Source organism: Maricaulis sp. (genome assembly GCF_030149515.1).
Classification (GTDB): Bacteria; Pseudomonadota; Alphaproteobacteria; order Caulobacterales; family Maricaulaceae; genus Maricaulis.
In genome coordinates this window covers 94,025-116,505 of the sequence record NZ_JASBRI010000001.1, presented here as the reverse complement: position 1 = coordinate 116,505, position 22,481 = coordinate 94,025, and the positions used below count along the sequence as shown (strand labels likewise).

Annotated in this window: 21 protein-coding genes; 15 read left to right on the top strand and 6 right to left on the bottom strand. The window is 62.8% G+C overall.

Features of this window, described 5'->3' with window-relative positions; genetic code table 11:
- Positions 1–25 precede the first annotated feature (25 nt).
- Together Q1U94_RS00595 and Q1U94_RS00590 are read right to left on the bottom strand one after the other, a co-directional pair.
- Complete coding sequence (locus Q1U94_RS00595; protein WP_300540841.1) at positions 26–1,237, bottom strand: glycosyltransferase family 2 protein; 1,212 nt, start codon at positions 1,235–1,237, stop codon at positions 26–28.
- Entirely contained in the window at positions 1,234–1,986 is a 753-nt protein-coding gene (locus tag Q1U94_RS00590) for a glycosyltransferase (protein ID WP_300540837.1), read from the bottom strand. The genes Q1U94_RS00595 and Q1U94_RS00590 overlap by 4 nt, the downstream gene beginning before the upstream one ends.
- 329 nt (positions 1,987–2,315) lie before the next feature.
- Here Q1U94_RS00590 and Q1U94_RS00585 point away from each other — a divergent pair, with 329 nt between their 5' ends.
- The 3 genes from Q1U94_RS00585 (at position 2,316) to cysN (ending at position 6,450) form a co-directional block, all read left to right on the top strand.
- Positions 2,316–3,443, top strand: a complete 1,128-nt coding sequence (locus tag Q1U94_RS00585; RefSeq protein ID WP_300540834.1) for a DegT/DnrJ/EryC1/StrS aminotransferase family protein — start codon at positions 2,316–2,318, stop codon at positions 3,441–3,443.
- Between the two features lie 137 nt (positions 3,444–3,580).
- The gene (cysD, locus tag Q1U94_RS00580; RefSeq protein WP_366917235.1) at positions 3,581–4,555 is read left to right on the top strand and encodes a sulfate adenylyltransferase subunit CysD; all 975 of its coding nucleotides are present in this window, start codon (positions 3,581–3,583) and stop codon (positions 4,553–4,555) included.
- Positions 4,555–6,450 carry a sulfate adenylyltransferase subunit CysN gene (gene cysN, locus Q1U94_RS00575; protein ID WP_300540828.1) on the top strand — a complete coding sequence of 632 codons (1,896 nt, stop codon included), beginning with the start codon at positions 4,555–4,557 and terminating at the stop codon, positions 6,448–6,450. Before cysD ends, cysN begins: the two co-directional genes overlap by 1 nt.
- A gap of 37 nt (positions 6,451–6,487) precedes the next feature.
- Here the strand turns inward: cysN and cysQ are convergent, their stop codons facing one another.
- Positions 6,488–7,285, bottom strand: a complete 798-nt coding sequence (gene cysQ, locus Q1U94_RS00570; protein ID WP_300540825.1) for a 3'(2'),5'-bisphosphate nucleotidase CysQ — start codon at positions 7,283–7,285, stop codon at positions 6,488–6,490.
- Between the two features lie 185 nt (positions 7,286–7,470).
- Here cysQ and Q1U94_RS00565 point away from each other — a divergent pair, with 185 nt between their 5' ends.
- A complete protein-coding gene (locus Q1U94_RS00565; RefSeq protein ID WP_300540822.1) occupies positions 7,471–8,499 on the top strand; it encodes a glycosyltransferase family 2 protein in 1,029 nt (342 codons plus the stop codon).
- Here Q1U94_RS00565 and Q1U94_RS00560 read toward each other — a convergent pair.
- The gene (locus tag Q1U94_RS00560) at positions 8,471–9,052 is read right to left on the bottom strand and encodes a hypothetical protein (RefSeq protein WP_300540819.1); all 582 of its coding nucleotides are present in this window, start codon (positions 9,050–9,052) and stop codon (positions 8,471–8,473) included. The two genes, Q1U94_RS00565 and Q1U94_RS00560, sit on opposite strands and share 29 nt — an antisense overlap.
- A gap of 224 nt (positions 9,053–9,276) precedes the next feature.
- Here Q1U94_RS00560 and Q1U94_RS00555 point away from each other — a divergent pair, with 224 nt between their 5' ends.
- The 4 genes from Q1U94_RS00555 (at position 9,277) to Q1U94_RS00540 (ending at position 11,176) form a co-directional block, all read left to right on the top strand.
- Positions 9,277–9,567, top strand: a complete 291-nt coding sequence (locus Q1U94_RS00555) for a DUF4164 family protein (RefSeq protein ID WP_300540816.1) — start codon at positions 9,277–9,279, stop codon at positions 9,565–9,567.
- A 6-nt stretch (positions 9,568–9,573) separates the two neighbouring features.
- A complete protein-coding gene (gene zapA / locus Q1U94_RS00550) occupies positions 9,574–9,996 on the top strand; it encodes a cell division protein ZapA (RefSeq protein ID WP_300540813.1) in 423 nt (140 codons plus the stop codon).
- 200 nt (positions 9,997–10,196) lie between these two features.
- On the top strand, positions 10,197–10,805 hold the full coding sequence (locus Q1U94_RS00545) for a 5-formyltetrahydrofolate cyclo-ligase (RefSeq protein ID WP_300540810.1): 609 nt from the start codon (positions 10,197–10,199) through the stop codon (positions 10,803–10,805).
- Positions 10,802–11,176: a hypothetical protein gene (locus Q1U94_RS00540; protein WP_300540808.1), complete on the top strand. Its 375-nt coding sequence runs from the start codon at positions 10,802–10,804 to the stop codon at positions 11,174–11,176. The genes Q1U94_RS00545 and Q1U94_RS00540 overlap by 4 nt, the downstream gene beginning before the upstream one ends.
- Before the next feature lie 57 nt (positions 11,177–11,233).
- On the opposite strand, the gene ahcY is transcribed toward Q1U94_RS00540, so the two are convergent.
- The gene (gene ahcY, locus Q1U94_RS00535) at positions 11,234–12,661 is read right to left on the bottom strand and encodes an adenosylhomocysteinase (protein ID WP_300540805.1); all 1,428 of its coding nucleotides are present in this window, start codon (positions 12,659–12,661) and stop codon (positions 11,234–11,236) included.
- Between the two features lie 114 nt (positions 12,662–12,775).
- Entirely contained in the window at positions 12,776–13,942 is a 1,167-nt protein-coding gene (metK, locus tag Q1U94_RS00530) for a methionine adenosyltransferase (RefSeq protein WP_300540802.1), read from the bottom strand.
- A gap of 232 nt (positions 13,943–14,174) precedes the next feature.
- On the opposite strand from metK, the gene metF reads away from it, so the two are divergent.
- From metF to Q1U94_RS00495, 7 genes are all read left to right on the top strand, one after another.
- Complete coding sequence (gene metF, locus Q1U94_RS00525; protein ID WP_300540799.1) at positions 14,175–15,080, top strand: methylenetetrahydrofolate reductase [NAD(P)H]; 906 nt, start codon at positions 14,175–14,177, stop codon at positions 15,078–15,080.
- A complete protein-coding gene (locus tag Q1U94_RS00520) occupies positions 15,080–16,138 on the top strand; it encodes a homocysteine S-methyltransferase family protein (protein ID WP_300540797.1) in 1,059 nt (352 codons plus the stop codon). Before metF ends, Q1U94_RS00520 begins: the two co-directional genes overlap by 1 nt.
- A gap of 12 nt (positions 16,139–16,150) precedes the next feature.
- Positions 16,151–18,811, top strand: coding sequence for a methionine synthase (gene metH / locus Q1U94_RS00515; protein ID WP_300540794.1), 2,661 nt, complete (start codon positions 16,151–16,153; stop codon positions 18,809–18,811).
- Positions 18,812–19,057: 246 nt separating this feature from the next.
- On the top strand, positions 19,058–19,873 hold the full coding sequence (locus Q1U94_RS00510) for a TIGR00282 family metallophosphoesterase (protein ID WP_300540792.1): 816 nt from the start codon (positions 19,058–19,060) through the stop codon (positions 19,871–19,873).
- A 239-nt stretch (positions 19,874–20,112) separates the two neighbouring features.
- Positions 20,113–20,379, top strand: a complete 267-nt coding sequence (locus tag Q1U94_RS00505) for a hypothetical protein (protein WP_300540789.1) — start codon at positions 20,113–20,115, stop codon at positions 20,377–20,379.
- Between the two features lie 151 nt (positions 20,380–20,530).
- Entirely contained in the window at positions 20,531–21,613 is a 1,083-nt protein-coding gene (locus tag Q1U94_RS00500; protein WP_300540787.1) for a mannose-1-phosphate guanylyltransferase/mannose-6-phosphate isomerase, read from the top strand.
- Between the two features lie 89 nt (positions 21,614–21,702).
- Complete coding sequence (locus tag Q1U94_RS00495; RefSeq protein WP_300540784.1) at positions 21,703–22,464, top strand: YebC/PmpR family DNA-binding transcriptional regulator; 762 nt, start codon at positions 21,703–21,705, stop codon at positions 22,462–22,464.
- Positions 22,465–22,481: the final 17 nt, after the last annotated feature.

Sequence of the window (22,481 nt, the reverse complement as noted above, 5' to 3'; positions counted from 1 at the left end):
TTCCGGTCGACTTTTACCTTGCTACTTACCTCGACATCCGCTCGCTGAGTTCATCCAGCTCCAGTTCGACCATGTGCCGACTATAGGCGGAATGGGCGATGGATACATGGCTTTCTTCGATGGCCGTGAGTAGAGAGTGGGCGATCCGCCGCGTCTTGATCGCCATGGCAGCGATCATGCTAAATGAGGCGCCCAAGCCCAGCGCCAGGACGATCCAGATCGTTGCCGATGGCATGATTGCGGCCATCGTCGCGCCCATCGTTAGAAGGCCGAGGCCTGCGGTTAGGAAGCGCCAGTTCCGGCGAGCGACACTGACCCATCCGGCTGCGTCAGAGACGGTGTGTGGACGTGGACGATTCCGCGTTTCGACCCCGGTCTGGGCGTGCAGTGGTATCTGGTCACGCAGCCCCTTCCGTGTGATGACCGGAGGGTCGTCTTGCGCAAGTTCCGTTTCCAGGCCGGCGTGTGAGCCGGGGTCAAGCCGGCGAGGCACTAGCGGGACCAAAGTGCCGAAGCGGGCCCGGAACTCCGGCTCGACCTCCGACAACTCGCGCCTCAATACGCTGTCGACCTCGCGCATGTAGACGGCGCGATTGGCAACAGAGCGCTGCCCCTCTCGAACCCGAAAACATCCGAGCATCGAATCTACTGAATATAGGTCGGCATGCCGGAAGAAACGGGCCCAGAGTTCGAAATCGTTTGCGACTTTCAACTTCGTATCTAGCCCGCCACCCGCCTCCTCCCATAGGCTACGCCGCCAGAAGGTGGATTCTTGCTGAATCCAGAGATGGTCTCCGGAGAGGAAGCGGAGCCTGGACCAGCGCTTGAGTGGGCCGACATAGGAGAGCTTCCCGGCCTCATCGCATGTAGACGGTAGCCCTGTGATCCACGACACTTCCGGGTAGCGGGCAAAAATTCGACTCACAATGGAAAGGCAGCCCGGCAGCAACACGTCATCCGAATTGATCCAGCCCATGATCTCGCCATGTGCATGGGCAAACCCCTTGTTGATGGCGTCGGCATGGCCATCGTCCCGCTCAATGATCACCGAGGCGACGCTGTCCCGGTAGCGATCGAGGATTTCAATCGAGCCGTCCGTGCTGGCCCCGTCTACAAGTATGTAATCCAGCTCGGCGTAAGCCTGCCGCTGCACCGACTGAATCGTCGCTTCGAGAAAATCGGCGCCATTGTAGTTCGGCGTTACTAGGCTGATGGTAGGCCGCCGGAAATAGGTCATGGTCGCTGCCGACGGTGTCTTAGGGTGTGCGCCCACAGGGAGACTGTGGACTTAATGGCCGGCCAGTGGCCGGCGTAACGCCGCACAACCGTGTAGACTTCCCGCAGCCTCTGAAGCGAGACCTCGCCTGTCTTGGTGTCATCGCCGACGTAAACATCTGAAAGTCTCTGTTCCGTATGAAAGAAGCGGGCGCCGCAAGCATAGAGGCGAATCCATAGCTCCCAGTCCATCACGTAGTGCAGACTGGTGTCGATACCATTCGCTGCCTCCAGCGCTTTACGCCGAACGAAGCAGGAGGGCTGCGAAATGATATTCGATCGATACAGCAAATCCGATACGGCCTCGACTTGGTCATGCATTCCGATGTGGCGACCGTTTGCGTCTATAAATCCGGATCGACCGTAGATGACGTCAACATCGGGATTCGCATCGAAGATCTCGCCGATTGTCTTCAACGCTCCCGAGGCCAGCCGGTCGTCGCCATTCAGCCAGAAGACGATATCGCCGCGGGTGTGACGCCATCCCTCGTCGATCGCATCTGCCTGGCCCTTGTCCGGACCGTGACGGCGATAAGCAAAGGACAGGTTGCTGCGGTCAGCGGCTTCTGCCACGCGAGGATCGCCGGAGGCGTCCACAAGCGCCACTTCCAGATTGACCCCCTGCGCAGCCAAGCTCGCGAACGCTGCCGGTATGAACGCGTGCCAGCTTCCAACTGGAATTGCGGCCGCAAAGGAAACTGTCGGTGTCATAGCCTCGGCCACCCCAACCCATTCGCGAAGCCGATGGCCTCGAAGGCCCGATCCGCGCCAGTCACTTCTCTAGCCCGAAATCGAATGCAATCCAAAGTGCAGGTGCATCCCTTCGCTGCGAACGGAATCATGATCTTGTCCATTGATCGCAGTCGCGTCTTTTCCGAGTGGCTAAAGCAGGAACGTCTCACGGGCCAACGAATGGTCGTCGCTCGAACGACAGTCTGGAAAACCGAAATGCTTCGTGAATTTATCCTTCTGAAGTCAGCGCTTATAGGTCGGTCAATAGCAAGCGCACGGCGCAACGAAGGCAGGAACGGATCGAACCGATGACCGACATGATTCCCTTTATCGATCTCAAGGCACAGCGAGCCCGCATTAGGGAGCGCATTGATATCGCAGTTGCGAAGGTGCTCGATGAGGGGCGTTACGTTCTCGGCCCAGAAGTGTCGGAGCTCGAAGCGAAACTCGCGGATTTTGCCGGGATAGGCCGGGCGCTCAGCTGCGCCAATGGGACAGACGCAATCCTGATCCCGTTGATGGCCTGGGGAATCGGTCCGGGTGATGCCGTCTTTGTTCCAAGTTTCACCTTTGCTTCGACCGCCGAGGTGGTCGTGCTTGCCGGCGCGTCGCCGGTCTTCGTCGATATCGACCCGGACACATACAATATGGCCCCGGCCAGCTTGGAATCCGCCATTGCGCGTGTAAAGGCGGATGGCAAGCTGAATCCGCGCGCCGTTATCGCCGTCGACCTGTTCGGACAGCCGGCCGACTATCCGGCCTTGGCGCCCGTCGCACGGGAGCATGGATTGAAGCTGGTTTCCGACTGCGCCCAGGGTTTTGGCTGCACATTGAACGGGCAGTCGCCGCTCCATTGGGCCGACGTCCTGACGATCTCGTTCTATCCAGCCAAACCGTTGGGCGCTTATGGTGATGGCGGAGCTGTCCTGTGCAAGGACGATGACCTGTTCGACGTGATGAAATCCGTCCGCGTCCACGGCGAGGGGGCGACGCGATACGAGTACGCACGCATTGGCCTGAATTCGCGTCTCGATACCATCCAAGCTGCCATCCTGTTGGCCAAGCTTGATGTGTTCGCCGGGGAAATTGAGGCGCGCCAGCGGGTGGCGGACGCGTATCAGGCCGGTTTCGGCAATGCAGTGAAATGCCCCCGGACAATTGCCGGGGCGCAATCGACCTGGGCGCAGTACACGATCGAATCCGGTAATCGGGATGCTTTCCGCACGCACCTTGCGGACAAGGGCGTTCCGAGCGCAATCTACTATCCCATTCCGCTGCACAAGCATGCGCCTTATGCCGGATTTCCGGTTGCTCCGGGCGGGCTGCCGGTCACCGAGGCGGCGGCCGATAGGGTGGTATCGCTTCCCATGCATCCGGACATGCCGGCGGATCATATCGACCGCGTCATTGATGCGGTGACGGGGTTTGTGGCCTAGAACCCGCGTCGTCGCTGATGTGCGGGTGCACAAGATGCGGTAACGCCCGGGTGGTTTTCTGCGTCCGTCTATCCTAAATGCGTCGGGGAAAGCTTCCCGGTGTCGGGGGGCTGGACACCGATAGCACCGGGGATGACATGGGTGGTATAGCGCAAACCGTGCGTTCGTACGCGGAGCGGTTTAGATCGACGCAAGCCGGCACGCGCGAGCGTCCGCTGTCGGCGCACCTCAAAACGCTCGAGGCCGAGAGCATGCATATCATGCGCGAGGTGGCGGCCGAATTCTCTAATCCGGTCATGCTCTATTCGATCGGCAAGGACAGTGCCGTCATGCTGCATCTGGCGCTGAAGGCCTTCTACCCCTCGCGTCCGCCCTTTCCGCTCCAGCATGTCGACTCGACATTCAAGTTCAGGGACATGATTGCGTTCCGCGATGCCATCGCCAAGGAGCTTGGCCTGGAGGTGCGGGTCGAGATCAATGAGGAAGGCCGGGCCAAGGGTATCAATCCCTTCGACCACGGCTCGCAAGTGCACACCCAGATCATGAAGACCGAGGCCCTGCGCAACGCGATGACGCGGCACGGCTATGATGCGGCCTTTGGCGGTGCGCGGCGCGACGAAGAGAAATCTCGCGCCAAGGAACGCATATTCTCCTTCCGGGACAGCAATCACAGCTGGGATCCGAAGAACCAGCGTCCCGAACTCTGGCGCAACTACAACACCAAGATCCGCAAGGGCGAATCGATCCGGGTCTTTCCGCTGTCGAACTGGACCGAGCTGGATATCTGGCAGTACATCCTCGAAGAGGACATTCCGATTGTGCCCCTGTATTTCGCGGCCCGCCGCCCGGTCGTGGAGCGCGACGGCCAGCTGATCATGGTCGACGATGAACGCCTGCCCCTGAAGAATGGCGAGACGCCGGAGCTGAAGATGGTGCGCTTCAGGACGCTCGGTTGCTACCCGCTCACCGGCGCGATCGAATCCAGCGCGCAATCCCTTGAGGAGATTGTTCTGGAGATGCTGACAGCGCGGACTTCCGAGCGTTCCGGCCGTCTCATCGACCATGACGAAGCCGGGTCGATGGAGAAGAAAAAGCGCGAGGGCTATTTCTAATGAATGTTCAGACCACCCGCGCCGAAGTCATCGAACGCCTCACCCATTCCGGGCAGCGCGGCGTCCTGCGCTTTCTGACTTGCGGATCCGTCGACGACGGAAAATCGACCCTGATCGGCCGCCTGCTTTACGATTCCAAACTTCTGTTCGAAGACCAGATCAACGTTCTTGAAAAGGACAGCCGCAAGCACGGCACCACCGGCGACGAAATCGATTTCGCGCTTCTTCTCGATGGCTTGGAAGCCGAGCGCGAACAGGGCATCACAATCGATGTGGCCTACCGCTTCTTCGCAACGGAGAAGCGGAAATTTGTCGTGGCCGATACTCCCGGCCACGAACAGTATACCCGCAACATGGCGACCGGTGCCTCGACCGCGGATGCTGCGGTCATGATGATCGATGCGCGCAAGGGCGTCCTCGTCCAGACGCTGCGCCACACCTATATCGCCAGGATGATGGGCATCCGGCATATCGTGCTGGCGGTCAACAAGATGGACCTGGCCGATCACAGCCGCGGCCGTTTCCATGAAATTGTTGCGGAATACCTCAAGAGCGCGGACGATCTCGGCTTCGAGACTATCACGCCGATCCCGATGTCGGCGCGCTATGGTGACAATGTCACCAGGCGTTCCGAGGCGATGGCCTGGTATGACGGGCCGACCCTGATCGAATATCTGGAAGACCTGGACATCGATACGGAGATCCAGAACGAGCCCTTCCGGATGCCGGTCCAGTGGGTCAATCGTCCCAATCTGAATTTCCGCGGCTATTCCGGCACCATAGTGTCGGGCACGATTCGGCCCGGCGATGCCATTGTTGTGGCCCATTCCGGCGTTGGCGCGAATGTGGACCGGATCGTTTCGGCCGATGGCGATCTCGAACAGGCGGTGGCCGGCGATGCCGTCACCCTGGTGCTCAATCACGAAATCGATGTGTCGCGGGGCGATGTTCTCGCTGCAGCTGACGCGCGTCCGGAAGTGACCGACCAGTTCGCCGCCGAGGTGTTGTGGATGTCCGGCGAAGACCTGCTTCCGGGCCGGTCCTATCTGCTGAAAATCGGAACGGCGACCACGCCGGCGACGGTATCTGCGCTGAAACACCGGATCGACGTGAACACATATGAGAAGAAGCCGAGCCGCAAGCTGGAAATGAACGGCATCGGCATGTGCAATGTCTCGACCGCACGGCCCATCGCTTTCGACCCTTACCAGTCGATCCGCGACATGGGAGCCTTCATCCTGGTGGACCGCTTTTCCAACCAGACGGTGGGCGCGGGCATGATCGAGTTCGGCCTGCGCCGGGCGTCGAACATCCATCAGCATGCCATGGACGTGACCAAGGACGCCCGGTCCGTGATCAAGGGCCAGAAGCCCGCCATTCTCTGGTTCACGGGCCTTTCCGGTGCCGGCAAGTCAACTGTGGCCAATGCAGTCGAGCGCAAGCTGGCGGCAGCGGGGCATCACACCTACTCGCTCGATGGGGACAATATTCGCCATGGTCTCAATCGCGATCTCGGCTTTACCGATGTCGACCGGGTGGAGAATATTCGCCGTATCGGCGAAGTCGGTAGGCTCTTCGTGGATGCCGGTCTTCTCGTCACCTGCTCCTTCATCTCGCCCTTCCGCTCAGAGCGGCAGATGGTGCGCGAGCTCGTCGAAGACGGCGAGTTTATCGAGGTCTTCGTCGATGCCCCGATCGAGGTGTGCATCCAGCGGGACCCGAAAGGTCTCTACAAGAAGGCACAGGCCGGCGAGATCAAGAACTTCACCGGGTTCGACAGCCCGTATGAGCGGCCGGAAAATGCCGAAATCCATATCGACACCACGACCGTTTCCGCCGAGGAGGCCGCAGACCAGGTGATTGCGAAACTGCGGGAAATGGGCCGTCTGGGCTGACTTCGTCGGGACGCGCGCGATTTTTGAGACTGGCCGGTCAGGCCGGGCGTCCCCAGGCGATGAAGGGGCCGTTGAGATAATCGGCTGCCTGTTTGGCATACAGGAATTCCCCGCCATCGGGCGTGAGAACGCTGCCGCCGGCCGCGTTCAGGACGGCATGTCCGGCGCCCGTATCCCATTCCTTCGTGGGTCCGAAGCGCGGATAGACATCGGCACTGCCTTCCGCAACGAGGCAGAATTTAAGGGACGATCCCGCCGACACGGTATTCGCGACGCCCTGGGCTTCGGCAAAGGCCAGGGTCTGCTCGTCGACATGCGAGCGGCTCATGACCGCGGCCAGGCCTTCTGCCGGCCGCGGCCGTGTGGTGATGCGCTCCAGCGTGTCGGCGGATACCGGTTCGCCCGCCTCGAGCTTTCCGGCCCAGGCGTCACGGCCGCCCAGGAAAATGCGTTCGCGCGCGGGCGCGAAAACACACCCAGCCGTTGGCCGGCGGTTCTCCACCAATGCGATGTTGACGGTGAACTCGCCGTTCTTGTTGATGAACTCCTTCGTGCCATCGACCGGGTCGACAAGAAAGAAGGCGCCCTGGGTCGACGGTCTCATGCCCGCCTCGAAACTCTCTTCGGCGAGGACCGGAACGCCGGGAAAGGCCGCGTCGAGTTCTGCCAGGATCACGTCTTCGGCCAATTCGTCGGCGTCTGTTACCGGCGACCGGTCGCTCTTGCCGCGAGCGTCGAAATCGGAATTGTAGACCGTCATGATCTTCACGGCGGCCAGGCTGCAGATGCGGGCAAGTTCGAACGCAACCGAATTCTTGTCGTCAAGGCGGGACATGGGTAGAGACTCGTCACTAGCTGGGCCGGCCGCAGAGCGGCTGTGCCCTGCAGCCACCGGCATAGGTGAATTGGATAGTGCCGCCAAGCCCGAATGACCTCGCCCCGGGCAGTCCGGCCACCGGAAGTGCGGTAGGCGGGCAAGGGGGCATCGATCGGCTGAACCGCGGCCGGATGGGAAAAGCAATGCCGCATACGTCGGATATCTCAGTTCTGATTGTCGCCTATCGCAGCCGGGACACGATCGGACGCTGTCTCGATGCGCTCGCCGCACAAACCGTCAAACCCCGCGAAGTTCTGTTGCTGGAGAACGGGTCTCCAGCGGCCGAGCGGGTCTCGGTATCCGATGTACCCGACTGGGTGCATATGGTCGAAAGCGATGAAAATCTGGGCTTTGCAGGCGGGAACAACCGGCTGGCAAGGCTTGCAACGGGCCGGTGGCTGGCCCTGCTCAACCCCGACGCCTATGCCCGTCCGGACTGGATCGAGCAGCTCTGCGAGGCGACCGGGCGTTATCCCGGCATCGCCCTGTTCGGCTCGACACAATATTCCGCGGAAAGGCCCGACCTGCTCGACGGCGCCGGGGATGTCTATCACGCGACAGGACTGGCTTACCGGGCCGGTTATCTCAGGCCGGCATCGATGCTGCCGCCAGAGGGCGAGGTCTTCGGTCCGTGCGCCGCCGCGGCGCTGATCCGGAAGGATGTGTTCGACATGCTCGATGGCTTCGACGAGCGCTTCTTCTGCTACAATGAGGATGTCGATCTGGCTTACCGGGCCCGGCTCCTCGGCCACCGGGCCATCCAGCTGTCCGGTGCGGCGGTCGATCATGCCGGCTATGCATCGTCCGGCCGCCGGTCGGAATTCGCCACTTACTACGGTGTGCGCAATCGGGAATGGGTATTCTTCAAGAATACGCCGGGCTGGCTGCTCGCCGTGCTGTCGCCGCTGCATGTTGCAACGGTACTCGCGCTATGGCTCTCAGCGGCGCGCTTTGGCCAGTTCACACTTTTCGGCCGCGCGCTCCGCGACGCATGGGCGGCATGGCCTGAAATGGCGCGGTCTCGGCGCCTTCTGCAGCAATCGGCGCGGATACCGCCATCGCGGATTGCGGCGGCCATGGCATGGAATCCGCTGCGGCTGCTCTCCCGGTCCCCGGATATCCGGCCATACCCGGACGGGCAGGCTAGCACTCGAGAGGCTCGAGCGCGGTAAGCGTTACGCGTGCAATGTCGACTGCATTCCGGTCATTGTCCCAGTCCGGCCAGATGCCGATATAGCCGTGTGCCCAGTCGCAGCTCTGGGGCGAAAGATCGAAGATGATTTCGCCGTACTCGTCCGAAACCGTGTGGCGCTGCCAGGAGTCCTGCCCGACATTCGGGACAAAGAAGTTGAAGCGAACGCCGTCGGCAGGCGCCGGCGCGGCCTGCCTGACGCGGAAGGTGAAGCGGACCCGGTGGCCTTCGAGCGCCGACAACTCGTCCGGGGACAGCGTGAAGAAGGCGCCGGCCGACTGAATGCCGTCCAGCGGCCCGCGCACCGCGCTGACCCGCAGGAATGTCGTGTCGCCCTCGGTGAGCAGTTCGGCCGTCAGTCCGTTTCCGGTCGTGATCGCGTTCAGGCTGTCGCCCTCATAGGCCAGGCCTTCGGCACGGATCTCTTCCGGGGCCCGGTGCGTTACGTCGCCAAAGCTGAGAGCGCCGGCAATCATGCCGCCGGCAATGAGGGAGGCGAGGGGGTAGAAGGCCCAATCCGGCAGGCTGATCATGGACTGTCCGTGATTTGCGATGGATCTGCTCGATGCGGTTGTTTGGCCTGCTACGCCCGTCAGGTCAATTGAGGAGCAGGCGGGATTGCTGTGACTGAGCTGGGATCCGGACGGACTCAATTTGGCCATCTGCAAAGTGTTCAATGTCGCCATGAGTCAGCCGCTCCGGAGAAGAAGTTGACGTTGCACTTGAACTTTTGGCCGACGCAGCCGATTCTGGGCGTATGAACGTGCGTCCCGAAGTGCCCGACAGTCCCATTGATGCAGCCGTTGCCAGGCTTGACGGCGCGATGGCTCGCGTCGAACGCGTGGCCGGCCGCATGCGGGCCCGTGTCGAGCGGGCCGAGGCGGAGGCCGACCAGTCTCGCAATGCCGACGACGACCGGGCGCGGCTGGCCGAGGCCCTGGACGTTGCCCGTGGGCGCGAGGCTGCCTTGCAGGACGCCGCACAGGAAGCGTCCGATGCGCTGGACCGCGCTATTGGCGAGTTACGCGCCATAGTAGGCGAGGAGTGAGGCGGCATGTCCAGGGTCACAGTCACGCTCAATGGCCGCGAATTCACCATTGGCTGCGAAGACGGCCAGGAAGCCTATCTCAAGGATCTGGCGCGCACGCTGGACGCGCGCGTCTCCTCGATTGCCGGCCAGGTCGGACAGATCGGCGATCTGCGCCTTCTGCTCATGGCCTCGCTCATGCTGGTGGACGAACAGAAGGATGCGGAGCGCCGCGTGGAAGCGCTGGAGTCCCATGTCGATCGCCTGCGCAACGAGCGCCATGGCGCGGCGAGCCTGCAGGCCGAGGAACGGGAGCGGATTGCCGCGCACCTGATCGGCATCGCCGAGCGTCTGGAAGCGTTCGCAACGAGTCTGGACGACCTTCCACCCGAAGGCGGAGATGGTGAGGACCAGGCAGCCGACACGCTCTTTGCAGAAGCGCGCGCTTGAGCCCGTGCCGATTAGACGCCACATAGAGGCGTGGCGGTCGTCTGCTGCGTGCGACTGGGGCGTTGATCCCGCCGACCGTACATCTCCACGAGGGAACTGCCTCTGTTCGGGACCGTGGTCTCTTTCACGCGGTGCCCACCTGAATTGTCGGGTCAGTGGGGATACACACGCGCCGACGGCGCAAGCGGAGCCGCCACACCATGTCCGCTGACGATCCAAAGGCCGCGCTTCGGCGCCGCCTCCTCGCGCTGCGGATGGACGTCTCTGCGGCCCGGCCCGATGCAGGCGCCGCTCTTGTTGAACACTGGCCTGAAGCCTGGGCCCTTCCGGCCGGATGTGTAGTCGCCGGCTACCGGGCATTGCCTGGCGAGATCGATCCGGAACCGCTGATGCGCCATTTGGCCTCGCGCGGTGCCGAACTGGCGCTTCCGGTCACGCAGGCTCAGGACGGTCCTCTCCTGTTTCGCGCCTGGTCGCCCGGCGATCCGCTGCAACGGGCCGCTTTCGGCGTCGAGGAGCCCACCGGCGAAGCACCGGCCCGGCATCCCGATCTGGTTCTGGTCCCGCTGCTCGGCGTCGACAGGCACGGCATGCGGATCGGTTTCGGAAAGGGCTATTATGATCGAACCCTGGACCGTCTGCGGACCCTGGCGCCGGTTCGCGCGGTCGGATTGGCCTTTTCCGAACAACGACTGGACAGCGTGCCATTCGACGATCACGATCAACCACTTGACGCCTTGGTCACGGACAGCGGGTTTCACTTGTTCGGGACGGACAAGCCGGAAAGCGGCGCAGGAGGGCGGACATGACGTTTTCGGTTCGATACGATGCGACCCATCTCGCGGCGATCCTGGCCCATGAGGGACCGGTCGACGAGCCGGAGATCCGTGCTTCGCGCGTCGAGCTGAAAACCGTGGCCAATGCCGAGGGGGCCGCAGGAGCGGTTATCGATATTCTCGATGCGCAGATCGAGGCCACGCCCGTCGACATTATCGAGAATGTTGAGGCGCTGACCCGGGATCTCAAACCCGGTACGCGCCTGGCCTTTGTGGCCCGTGAGGCCGATCAGCAGACCGTGTCGATGATCGTGACGACGGTGGCGCATTCCTCCGGCCTGAGGGTTGAGTATTTCCCGAGCCTGGATGGTGCGCTGGAGTGGATCCGGGCCTACGCCGCGTAAAGAAAAAGCGCCCTGCCGGAACAGGGCGCTTCTCCAGGTTTTCCAAGCCGGCCGGGCCTAGTAGCGATAATGCTCGGCCTTGAACGGGCCTTCCTGCGGCACGCCGATATAGTCGGCCTGATCGCCCGTCAGCTCGGTCAGCTGGGCGCCCAGCTTGGGCAGGTGCAGGCGGGCGACCTTCTCGTCGAGATGCTTGGGCAGGATATAGACCTCGTTCTTGTACTGCTCGCCCTTCGTCCAGAGCTCGATCTGGGCGAGCGTCTGGTTGGTGAAGGAGGAGGACATCACGAAGGAGGGGTGGCCCGTGGCGTTGCCCAGGTTCACCAGACGGCCTTCCGACAGGAGAATGATGCGGTTGCCGTCGGGGAATTCGACCAGGTCGACCTGGGGCTTCACGTTCGTCCAGTTGAAATTCTTGAGGCTTTCGACCTGAATCTCGTTGTCGAAGTGGCCGATATTGCAGACGATCGCCATGTCCTTCATGGCGCGCATGTGGTCGACGGTGATGATATCCTTGTTGCCTGTGGCGGTCACAAAGATGTCCATCTGGCCAATTACGTCGTCCAGGCGGACAACTTCGAAGCCATCCATGCAGGCCTGCAGGGCGCAGATCGGGTCGATCTCGGTGACATAGACCCGGGCACCGGCACCGCGCAGCGATTCCGCCGAACCCTTGCCGACATCGCCATAGCCGCAGACGACGGCCTTCTTGCCCGCCATCATCACGTCGGTGCCGCGGCGGATGGCGTCGACCAGGCTTTCGCGGCAGCCATAGCGGTTGTCGAATTTCGACTTGGTGACGCTGTCATTGACGTTGATGGCCGGGAAGGGCAGCTCGCCGCGCTTGGCCATCTGATAGAGGCGCATGACGCCGGTGGTCGTCTCCTCGGAGACGCCCTTGATGGCTGTCTTGGCCTTGGTGAACCAGCCCGGGCTTGCTTCAAAGCGCTTCTTGATCTGGGCGAAGAGCGCGGTTTCCTCTTCCGACTTGGGATGCGCCAGAACGGACGGGTCGGCCTCGGCCTTCTCGCCGAGGATCAGATACATCGTGGCGTCGCCGCCATCGTCCAGGATCATGTTGGCGGTTTCGCCGTCGGGCCAATGGAAGATGGCGTCGGCATAGTCCCAATATTCCTCGAGCGTCTCGCCCTTGTAGGCGAAGACCGGGATCTGCCGGTCGGCAATGGCGGCCGCGGCATGGTCCTGGGTCGAGAAGATATTGCACGAGGCCCAGCGCACTTCCGCGCCAAGCTCGACGAGGGTCTCGATCAGCACCGCGGTCTGGATGGTCATGTGCAGCGAGCCGGCAATGCGCGCGTCCTTGAGCGGTTGCGATGCCTTGTATTCCTCGCGCAGGGCCATCAGGCCCGGCATTTCGATCTCGGCCATCTCGATCTCGGTCCGGCCCCATTTGGCCAGCGAGATGTCCTTGATGACGTGGGGATTGTCAGCGGCGAACTGGGTTTTTTCCGCAACAGCAGTCATGACCTCAAGGTCCTTTGTGGTTCGGGTTTCAATCGGGGCGCTTCGCTTTGAGCGCCGGGACGGTCGGGGCCGGCGCGCGATGCAGACCGGCCCCTCTTATCGCTTTGGCGCGGCTTAGGCGAGCCCGCGCAGTTCGTCGGCAATGTCGGTCTTCTCCCAGGAGAAGCCGCCCTCATTGTCCGGCTTGCGGCCGAAATGCCCGTAGGCGGCCGTGCGCGCATAGATCGGCCGGTTGAGCTGGAGATGGGTACGGATGCCGCGCGGCGAAAGATTGACCAGCTGGCGCAGCGCATCCTCCAGTTTGACCTCGTCGACCTCGTTGGTGCCGTGGCAATCCACATAGAGCGACAGAGGTTTGGAGATGCCGATGGCGTAGGAGACCTGGATCGTGCAGCGCTTGGCCAGGCCGGCCGCGACGACATTCTTGGCCAGATAGCGGCAGGCATAGGCGGCCGAACGGTCGACCTTCGTCGGGTCCTTGCCGGAGAAGGCGCCGCCGCCGTGCGGTGCCGCACCGCCATAGGTGTCGACGATGATCTTGCGGCCGGTCAGGCCGGCATCGCCGTCCGGGCCGCCGATCACGAAGGTGCCCGTCGGATTGACGTAGAACTCGTCTTCCGGCGGCAGCCAGCCCTCGGGCAGCACGTCTTGCACCACCGGACGCACGAGTTCGCGGATCTGGTCTTGCGAGATGCCGTCCTTGTGCTGGGTGGAAACGACGACCGATGTCACGCCGGCCGGCACGCCGTTCTCGTAGCGCATCGTCACCTGGGACTTGGCGTCGGGCTCGAACTCGGGACGCTGGCCGTTCTTGCGGAGTTCGGCCATGCGCTTGAGAATCTTGTGCGAATACAGGATCGGTGCCGGCATGAGCTCCGGCGTCTCGTCGGAGGCATAGCCGAACATGATGCCCTGGTCGCCGGCACCCTCGTCCTTGTCGTCACCGGCATCGACGCCCTGGGCAATGTGGGCCGACTGTTCGTGCAGGAAATTCTGGAAGTTGGAATTCTTCCAGTGAAAACCATCCTGCTCGTAGCCGATATCGCGCACGGCTTCGCGTGCAGCCTGCTCGATCTCGTCATTGTCGATCTCGGCGGCGCACCGGACTTCGCCGGCCAGCACGATCTGGTTCGTGGTGGTCAGGGTCTCGCATGCCACGCGGGCTTCCGGGTCCTTGGACAGGAAGAGGTCGACGATCGTATCCGAAACACGGTCGCACACCTTGTCCGGATGGCCTTCTGAGACACTCTCGGAGGTGAAGATGTAGGACGGTCTGCTCACTGCGCATATCCTCATATAAAGATCACTTTATATGGCGGATAGAACAGATACGGCGGCGGGATGCAAGCCTCTTGGTGCGGCCGCTGCGATTGCCGGGACCGCCAACATCATGGCCTCTAGCCATCCGGCTCACATAAAGATATCTTTATGTCTCCATGTTTATGTGGCATGGAGTAAGGACATACCCGTTTCACACGCCCCGCCTGGTTGCGGGGCAAATTGAAGGTGTCTCATGAGTGCCGATGGAAGTCCGATACAGCCGCGTGGCGGCTTGAATGTTTCCTTCGAATTCTTCCCGCCCAAGACCGAGGCAATGGAGGAAACGCTCTGGGAATCGATATCCCGGCTGGAGCCGCTCTCGCCCGATTTCGTCTCGGTGACGTATGGCGCGGGCGGGTCGACGCGGGACCGGACGCACCGCACGGTGCGCCGTATCGTGCAGGAGACCGGTATCCGTCCGGCCGCCCACCTGACGTGCGTGTCGGCCACGCGCGAAGAGATCGATGGTGTAATCAAGGACTATTGGGAGGCAGGCATCCGCCACATTGTGGCCCTGCGTGGCGATCCGCCTGACGGTATCGGCGAAACATACGTGCCCCATCCGGGCGGGTATGCCAACGCGGCCGAACTGGCGTCGGGCATCCGCAAGGTCGGAGATTTCGAGATATCCGTGGGCTGCTATCCGGAAAAGCATCCGGAAAGCCCCGATTTCGACTATGATCTCGACCTTCTCAAACAGAAGATCGACAACGGCGCGACACGCGCGATCACCCAGTTTTTCTTCGATCCTGACGTGTATTTCCGCTATCGCGAGCGGGCCGAGCGGGCCGGTATCACGATACCCATCGTGCCCGGGATCATGCTGCAGCCCAATTTCAAGGGTCTCAAGCGCATGGCCGGGCTGTGCGGTGCCAACCTGCCCGCATGGCTTCACGAGGCCTATGAAGGGCTTGAAGACGATGCGAGTACGCGCCAGCTGGTGACGGCCCACATCGCAGCGAAACTCTGCAGCCAGCTGCAGGCGGGCGGTGCCGAATACTTCCACTTCTATACGCTCAACCGGGCCGAGCTCGCACTGTCCACATGCCAGCTCCTCGGCGTGAAGGCCGAGCAGCCGGTGGCGGAAGGAGTGGCATAATGACCCAATCCGGACGCATCGAAAAACTCGGAACCCTGGCCAGGGAGCGTGTGCTCATCCTTGACGGTGCCATGGGTACCCAGATCCAGGATCTCAAGCTCGACGAGGACGGATATCGCGGCGAGCGCTTTGCCGAGTGGCAGGTGGCCATCAAGGGCAATAACGACATCCTCAACCTGACCAGTCCGGAGGCTGTCAAGGCAATCCACAAGGCCTATTTCGAGGCCGGGTCGGATATCGTGGAGACGAACACGTTTTCCGCCACTTCGATTGCCCAGGCCGATTATGAAATGCAGGATCTGGCGCCCGAAATCGCCCGGGAAGGGGCGCGGCTGGCGCGGGCCGCCGCCGACGAGGTCGAGGCCGAGACCGGCAGTCCGCGCGGGGTCGCCGGCGCCATCGGTCCGACCAACAAGACGCTCTCCATCTCGCCCGACGTCAACGATCCCGGCTTCAGGGACATCGATTTCGACTCGGTTCGCAATGCTTATTACGAGCAGGCGGAAGCAATGGCCGAGCATGTCGACTTCTTCCTGATCGAAACGATTTTCGACACGCTCAATGCCAAGGCCGCGATCAAGGCATTGCTCGATCTGAAGGCCGCTACGGGTATCGACCGGCCGATCCTGATCTCCGGCACGATCACCGACCGGTCCGGCCGCACCCTGTCCGGGCAGACGGCCGAAGCCTTCTGGTACTCCGTGCGTCACGCCAAGCCCTGGGCCGTCGGCCTGAATTGTGCGCTGGGAGCCGAAGAGATGCGGCCCTACATCACCGAGATCGCGCGCGTCGCCGACACCCGCATCATCACCTATCCCAATGCGGGCCTGCCCAACGATATGGGCGAATATGACGAGACACCCGCAGAGACGGCCGCCCAGGTTTCGGACTGGGCCGAAAACGGCCTGGTCAATATCCTCGGCGGCTGCTGCGGCACCACGCCCGACCATATCCGGGCCATCGCCGAGGCCGTGAAGTCCGCCAAGCCGCGCCGCCCTGCGAGGCGCGAGCGTGCCATGCGGCTATCCGGTCTCGAACCCTTTGAGCTTTCCGCCTAAGGCACAGAATTCATGACAGTATCCGTACCTACCTTCGTCAATGTCGGCGAACGGACGAATGTGACTGGCTCGGCGAAGTTCCGAAAGCTGATCACCGACGGCGATTATGCCGAGGCAGTGTCCGTCGCCCGCCAGCAGGTCGAGAATGGCGCCCAGGTCATCGACGTCAATATGGACGAGGGCCTCCTGGACAGTGTCGAGGCCATGACGACCTTCCTGCGCATGATCGCCGGCGAGCCCGATGTGGCGCGCGTTCCGGTCATGATCGACAGTTCCAAATGGGAAGTGATCGAGGCCGGTCTGAAGAATGTCCAGGGCAAGGCGATCGTCAATTCGATCAGCCTGAAGGAAGGCGAGGACCAGTTCCGCGAACAGGCGCAGACCTGCCTGGCCTACGGCGCTGCGGTTGTCGTCATGGCGTTCGACGAGGTCGGCCAGGCGGACACGGCCGATCGCAAGTACGAGATCTGCGAACGGGCCTACAAGATCCTGGTCGACGAGATCGGCTTTCCGCCGGAAGACATCATCTTCGACCCGAATATTTTCGCCGTGGCGACCGGGATCGAGGAGCACAACAATTACGCCGTCGATTTCATCGAGGCGACACGCCGCATCCGCGAAAACCTGCCCGGCTGTCACGTCTCGGGCGGGCTGTCGAACATCTCCTTCTCCTTCCGCGGCAACGAGCCGGTGCGCCGGGCCATGCACTCGGTCTTCCTCTATCACGCCATCAAGGCGGGGATGGACATGGGCATCGTCAATGCGGGTCAGCTCGATATCTACGACGATATCGACGAGGAACTGCGCGAACTGGTCGAGGATGTCATCCTCAACCGCCGCGACGATGCCACCGACCGTCTGCTGGAGGCGGCCGAACAGTATCGCGGCCAGGGCGGCGGCACGACCAAGGAACGCGATCTGCGTTGGCGCGAGGCTCCGGTGGCCGAACGCATCCGCCACGCCCTCGTGCACGGCATCAACGAGTTCATTGTCGAGGATACCGAAGAGGCGCGCCAGGAGTTCGAACGGCCCCTGCATGTCATCGAGGGTCCGCTGATGGACGGTATGAATGTCGTCGGCGATCTCTTCGGCGACGGCAAGATGTTCCTGCCGCAGGTGGTGAAGTCGGCGCGTGTGATGAAACAGGCCGTCGCCCATCTCATCCCCTACATGGAAGCGGAAAAGGAAGCTGCCGGCGAAGCGCAGTCGTCCGCCGGCAAGGTCGTCATGGCTACGGTGAAGGGCGATGTGCACGATATCGGCAAGAACATCGTCGGCGTCGTCCTTCAGTGTAACGGGTATGACGTGATCGACCTGGGCGTGATGGTGCCCTGCGAGAAAATCCTGGAAACCGCGCGCAAGGAAAAGGCCGACATTATCGGCCTGTCCGGCCTGATCACGCCCTCGCTCGACGAAATGGTGTTCGTCGCCTCCGAGATGGAGCGCCAGAAGGTCGACATCCCGCTGCTGATCGGCGGGGCTACGACCAGCCCGGCGCACACCGCAGTGAAGATCGATCCGTCGATTTCCGTTGCGCCGGTCGTGCATGTGCTCGATGCCAGCCGGGCCGTGGGCGTGGTCTCCAAACTCCTTTCCGACAAGCGCGACGATTATGCCCGGGAAGTGCGCGAGGACCTGGCCAGGATCCGCGAACGCCGCCTGGCCGCGCGCTCGGCCAAGTCGCGCGTTTCCATAGAAAAGGCCCGGGAAAGGGCCTGGGACTGCGACTGGTCGGCGCACACGCCGCCGAAACCGGTATTGCAGGGCGTGAAGGCCTTCGAACCCGATCTTGAAACCCTGACGAAATATATCGACTGGACCCCCTTCTTCTTCACCTGGGAGATGAAGGGCTCCTATCCGGCGATTTTCGAGGATCCGAACCGGGGCGAGGCCGCCAGGGCGCTGTTCGACGACGCCCAGGCCATGCTCAGGCGCATTGTCGAGGAAAGGTTGCTCAAACCGCGTGCCGTGTGCGGCATCTGGCCGGCCAACCGGGTTGGCGACGACGCCGTGCTCTATACCGGCGACAGCCGCAAGGAGGTGCTCGCAACCTTCTACGGCTTGCGCCAGCAGGCGGCAAAGTCGAACGACAAGCCGCATTTCTGCCAGTTCGACTTCCTGGCTCCGGAGGGGATTGATGACTGGCTGGGCGGTTTTGCGGTAACGGCCGGCGACAATGTTGAACTCCTGGCGGAATTCGAAAAGACGAAGGACGATTACAGCTCGATCATGTTCAAGGCCCTGTCCGACCGTCTCGCCGAGGCCTGCGCCGAATGGCTGCACGAACAGGTGCGCCGCGAGGACTGGGGCTATGCGCCGGACGAGGCCCTGTCCAACCGCGAACTGATCGGCGAGGCCTATGCCGGGATACGTCCTGCGCCCGGCTATCCATCCCAGCCGGACCACACCGAGAAGCGCACCCTGTTCAAACTGCTCGATGCGAAAGCCAATGCCGGTGTGAGCCTCACCAACTCCTTTGCCATGACCCCGGCCTCGTCGGTGTCCGGCCTCTATCTGTCGCATCCGGACAGCTGCTATTTCGCGGTGGGCCGGATCCTGCGCGACCAGGTCGAGGACTATGCGGACCGCAAGGGCTGGACCGTCGAGGAGGCCGAACGCACCCTGGCGCCGATCCTGGACTATCAGCCGGGCGTGAAGGAAGACGCGGCGTGAGCGCCGGACTTGTAAAGTCGGCGGTCGGGATAGGGCGCGTGGGTCACCACAAAGGCTAGGTATTCACCGCGTATTTTGCGGCGAATAGGGTGGCTGATCTCCGCATTTTTCCGTGCGCCGGATGAGGGCCATCCCAACGCATCCGTGATGTAGGGCCGTCCCCCGCAGACCTGCATCAGCGATGACTTGGACTTTGCGAAGCGGATGGGCCATATCGACGGCCTTAGTCAAGCGGAGCCTCGATTCATGCGCCTAGCCTTTTTCGGAGATATTGTCGGCAAGACCGGCCGCCGCGCGGTCGAGATGCACCTGCCCGATCTCCGCAAGCGGCTGGGTCTGGATTTTGTCGTGGTGAATGCGGAGAACGCGGCGGCCGGATTCGGCACGACCGAAAAGATCTGCAACCAGCTGTTCGATCTCGGCGTGGACGTGCTCACCCTGGGCAATCACGCCTGGGACCAGCGCGAGGCCCTGACCTATATCGAGCGCGAGCCGCGCCTGTTGCGGCCGGCCAACTATCCGGTGGGGTCCACACCCGGCGCGGGCGCCAATCTCTACGATCTGCCGGACGGACGCCGCGTCCTGGTCATCAATGCCATGGGCAATCTCTTCATGGAGACGCTGGACGATCCCTTTGCGGCGGTCGAGCGGGAACTCTCCGCGGCCCCGCTGGGGACGGTGGCGGATGCCGTGATCCTCGACTTCCACGGAGAGGCGACGAGCGAGAAGACGGCGATGGGTGTGTTCTGTGACGGCCGGGCGAGCCTGGTCGTGGGGACGCATACACACGTGCCGACGTCCGACACCCGGATCCTGCCGGGCGGCACCGCCTATCAGACCGATGCCGGCATGTGCGGCGACTATGACAGCGTGATCGGCATGGACAAGGAAGAGCCCCTGCGCCGCTTCACCACCCGCATGCGCACGGCCCGTTTCGAGCCCGCCACGGGCGAGGCGACACTGAGCGGCGTATTCGTGGAAACCGACGACGCAACCGGCCTGGCAACACGCTGCGAGCCCATCCGGATCGGCGGCCAGCTGTCGGAACACATCCCGGCCTGACCGGACACCGGGCTGTGTTCTCAGCCGGTTGCGCTCGGCATTGCGCCAGCGTGCGGGAGCGATAGCATCGGTCACCCCCGGCCGTGACGACGATCACTCCGGTCCGGTATAGTCCCGCTGCACGCTCTGGTCAGAACAGGCGGGACCGGCTGGGGATCGCGGTCTGGCGATGCGTGTCGGGAGTGAGGGGAACGGTCTTCCTTCGCGCAAGCAGCGGCCGTTGCGATATGGGGGAGGCGATGTTCAGGCAGACAATCCGGTTCGAACGGGCACAGGACGCTTTCGTTTTCGACCGGCACATCGCCGAATTCCTGCGGTCATGCGGCGCGGCGGGCGACAGTGCGGGAGCGGACGCCTGCCTCTTCACGAGCAGTCTCCAGGATGACGAGGCGCATATTCGTGTTGTCCAGACCGACAGTGCCGATCTTCTCGGCCGGTTGCTGATCTATCTTACCAGGCGCGATTTTCCGCCGACGACACAGGGCCGGGCCGGACGGGATCGCTGAGACTGTAGGCCGGTGCGCGGTTCCGGGCTGTCACGAGCTTGAACGTGTACCGCGCCTGGTAGTAGGCATACCGGCATGGCGACTGTGCCTCCGGCTTGATCCGTTGCGCCGGGGCGGGAACATTCGGGCGCGGCACAGACAGGGGTTTTCAGTGACACGCATTGTTCCCGTCATCATGTCGGGTGGTTCCGGGACCCGGCTCTGGCCGCTGTCCCGCGCCGCGCTGCCCAAGCAGCTGCATGCGCTGGTCACCGACATGACAATGGTGCAGGAAACCGTCCGCCGGGTCTCGGGTGCGGGCGAGGGTTTCGATTTCGAAACGCCCATCGTCGTCCTCAACGAGCGCCAGCACGATCTGGCGCGCGCCCAGCTGGAGGCCCTGGGCACGGCGCCGTCCCACTATGTCGTCGAACCTTTCGGCCGCAATACCGCGCCGGTCGCCGCGGTGGCCGCGGAGCTGGTGCGCCGCGTGCACGGCGAGGAAGCGCTGATCCTCCTGCTGCCGGCCGATCATCACATCCGCGACGTGCCCGGCTTCCGCCAGGCCGTTGGCGTCGGGGCGGGACTGGCCGGACAGGGGCATGTCGTCACCTTCGGGATCCAGCCGGACAGTCCGGAAACCGGCTATGGCTATATCCAGCGCGGCGAGGCACTGGAGGGCGGGTACACGGTGGCCAAGTTCACCGAAAAGCCCGACCTGGAACGCGCCCGGGCGTTTCTCGCCGATGGCGGCTATTACTGGAATGCCGGGATCTTCCTGTTCGGTGCCGGCCGCCTCCAGGCCGAAATGCGCGCGCATTGCAGCGACGTGCTGGACGCCTGTACGGCGGCGGTGCAGCGGGCGGAGGTGTCGGGCAGCAAGATTCTGCTGGATCCTGAGCCGTTCGAGGCCTGCCCCTCCATCTCCTTCGACTACGCCGTCATGGAGCGCACCGACAAGGCCGTGGTCGTGCCAGCCGATGTCGGCTGGTCGGATGTCGGCGCCTGGAGCGCGCTCTGGTCGATCGCCGACAAGGATGCCGACGGCAATGCGGTGCGCGGCGATGTCGAACTGGTCGGGACGCGCAACAGCTATGTGCTGTCCTCCGGCCAGAAGGTCGGCGTGATCGGCGTTGAGGATCTGGTCGTCGTGACCACCGAGGATGCCGTCCTGGTGACGCGCCGCGACACCTGTCAGGACGTCAAGACGATAGTGGAGCGGCTGAAGGCGGAAGGCCGCGGCGACCTGCTCTGATATTCCCCGTTCTGCCCTGCCCAGTGGCCAATTCCCGGCATTGTGGGTATGCAAGGCGCCTCGAATCCGCAGGAAGAGGGATCCCGACCATGGCCGGACATTCCAAATGGGCCAATATCCAGCACCGCAAGGGCCGTCAGGACAAGCTGCGTTCCAAACTGTTCTCGCGCCTGTCCAAGGAAATCTCCATCGCCGCGAAGATGGGCGGTCCGGACCCCGACGCCAATCCGCGCCTGCGTCTGGCAATCGCCAATGCCAAGGGCCAGTCGATGCCCAAGGACAATATCCAGCGCGCGATCGACAAGGCGTCCGGCGGTGACGGCGAGGCCTATGAGGATATCCGTTACGAGGGCTTCGGCCCGGCGGGCGTCGGTGTGATCGTCGAGGTCTCGACCGATAACCGCAACCGCGCCGCAGCGGAAGTGCGCACGGCCTTTGCCAAGAATGGCGGCAATATGGGCGAGACGGGCTCGGTCGCGTTCATGTTCGATAATGTCGGCGAGATCCGCTATCCGCTGTCCACCGCGGACGAGGACGCGATGATGGAAGCGGCGATCGAGGCCGGCGCCGAGGATGTGACGTCCGAAGACGGCGACGAGGACGAGGAAGGCCAGCATGTCATCTATACGGCGCGCGAGGATCTGATGGATGTTGTCGGCGCACTGTCGGAGAAGTTCGACGACCCGGCTTCGGCAAAACTGGTCTGGCGTGCGCAGAACCTGATCGAGGTCACGGGCGACAAGGTCGCCACGCTGATGAAGATGATGGAAGCGCTGGAAGACTGCGACGACGTGCAGAATGTCTACGCCAATTTCGATGTCTCGGATGAGGATATGGCCGCGCTAGGCTAGGCCCGCCGCGGCGGCGG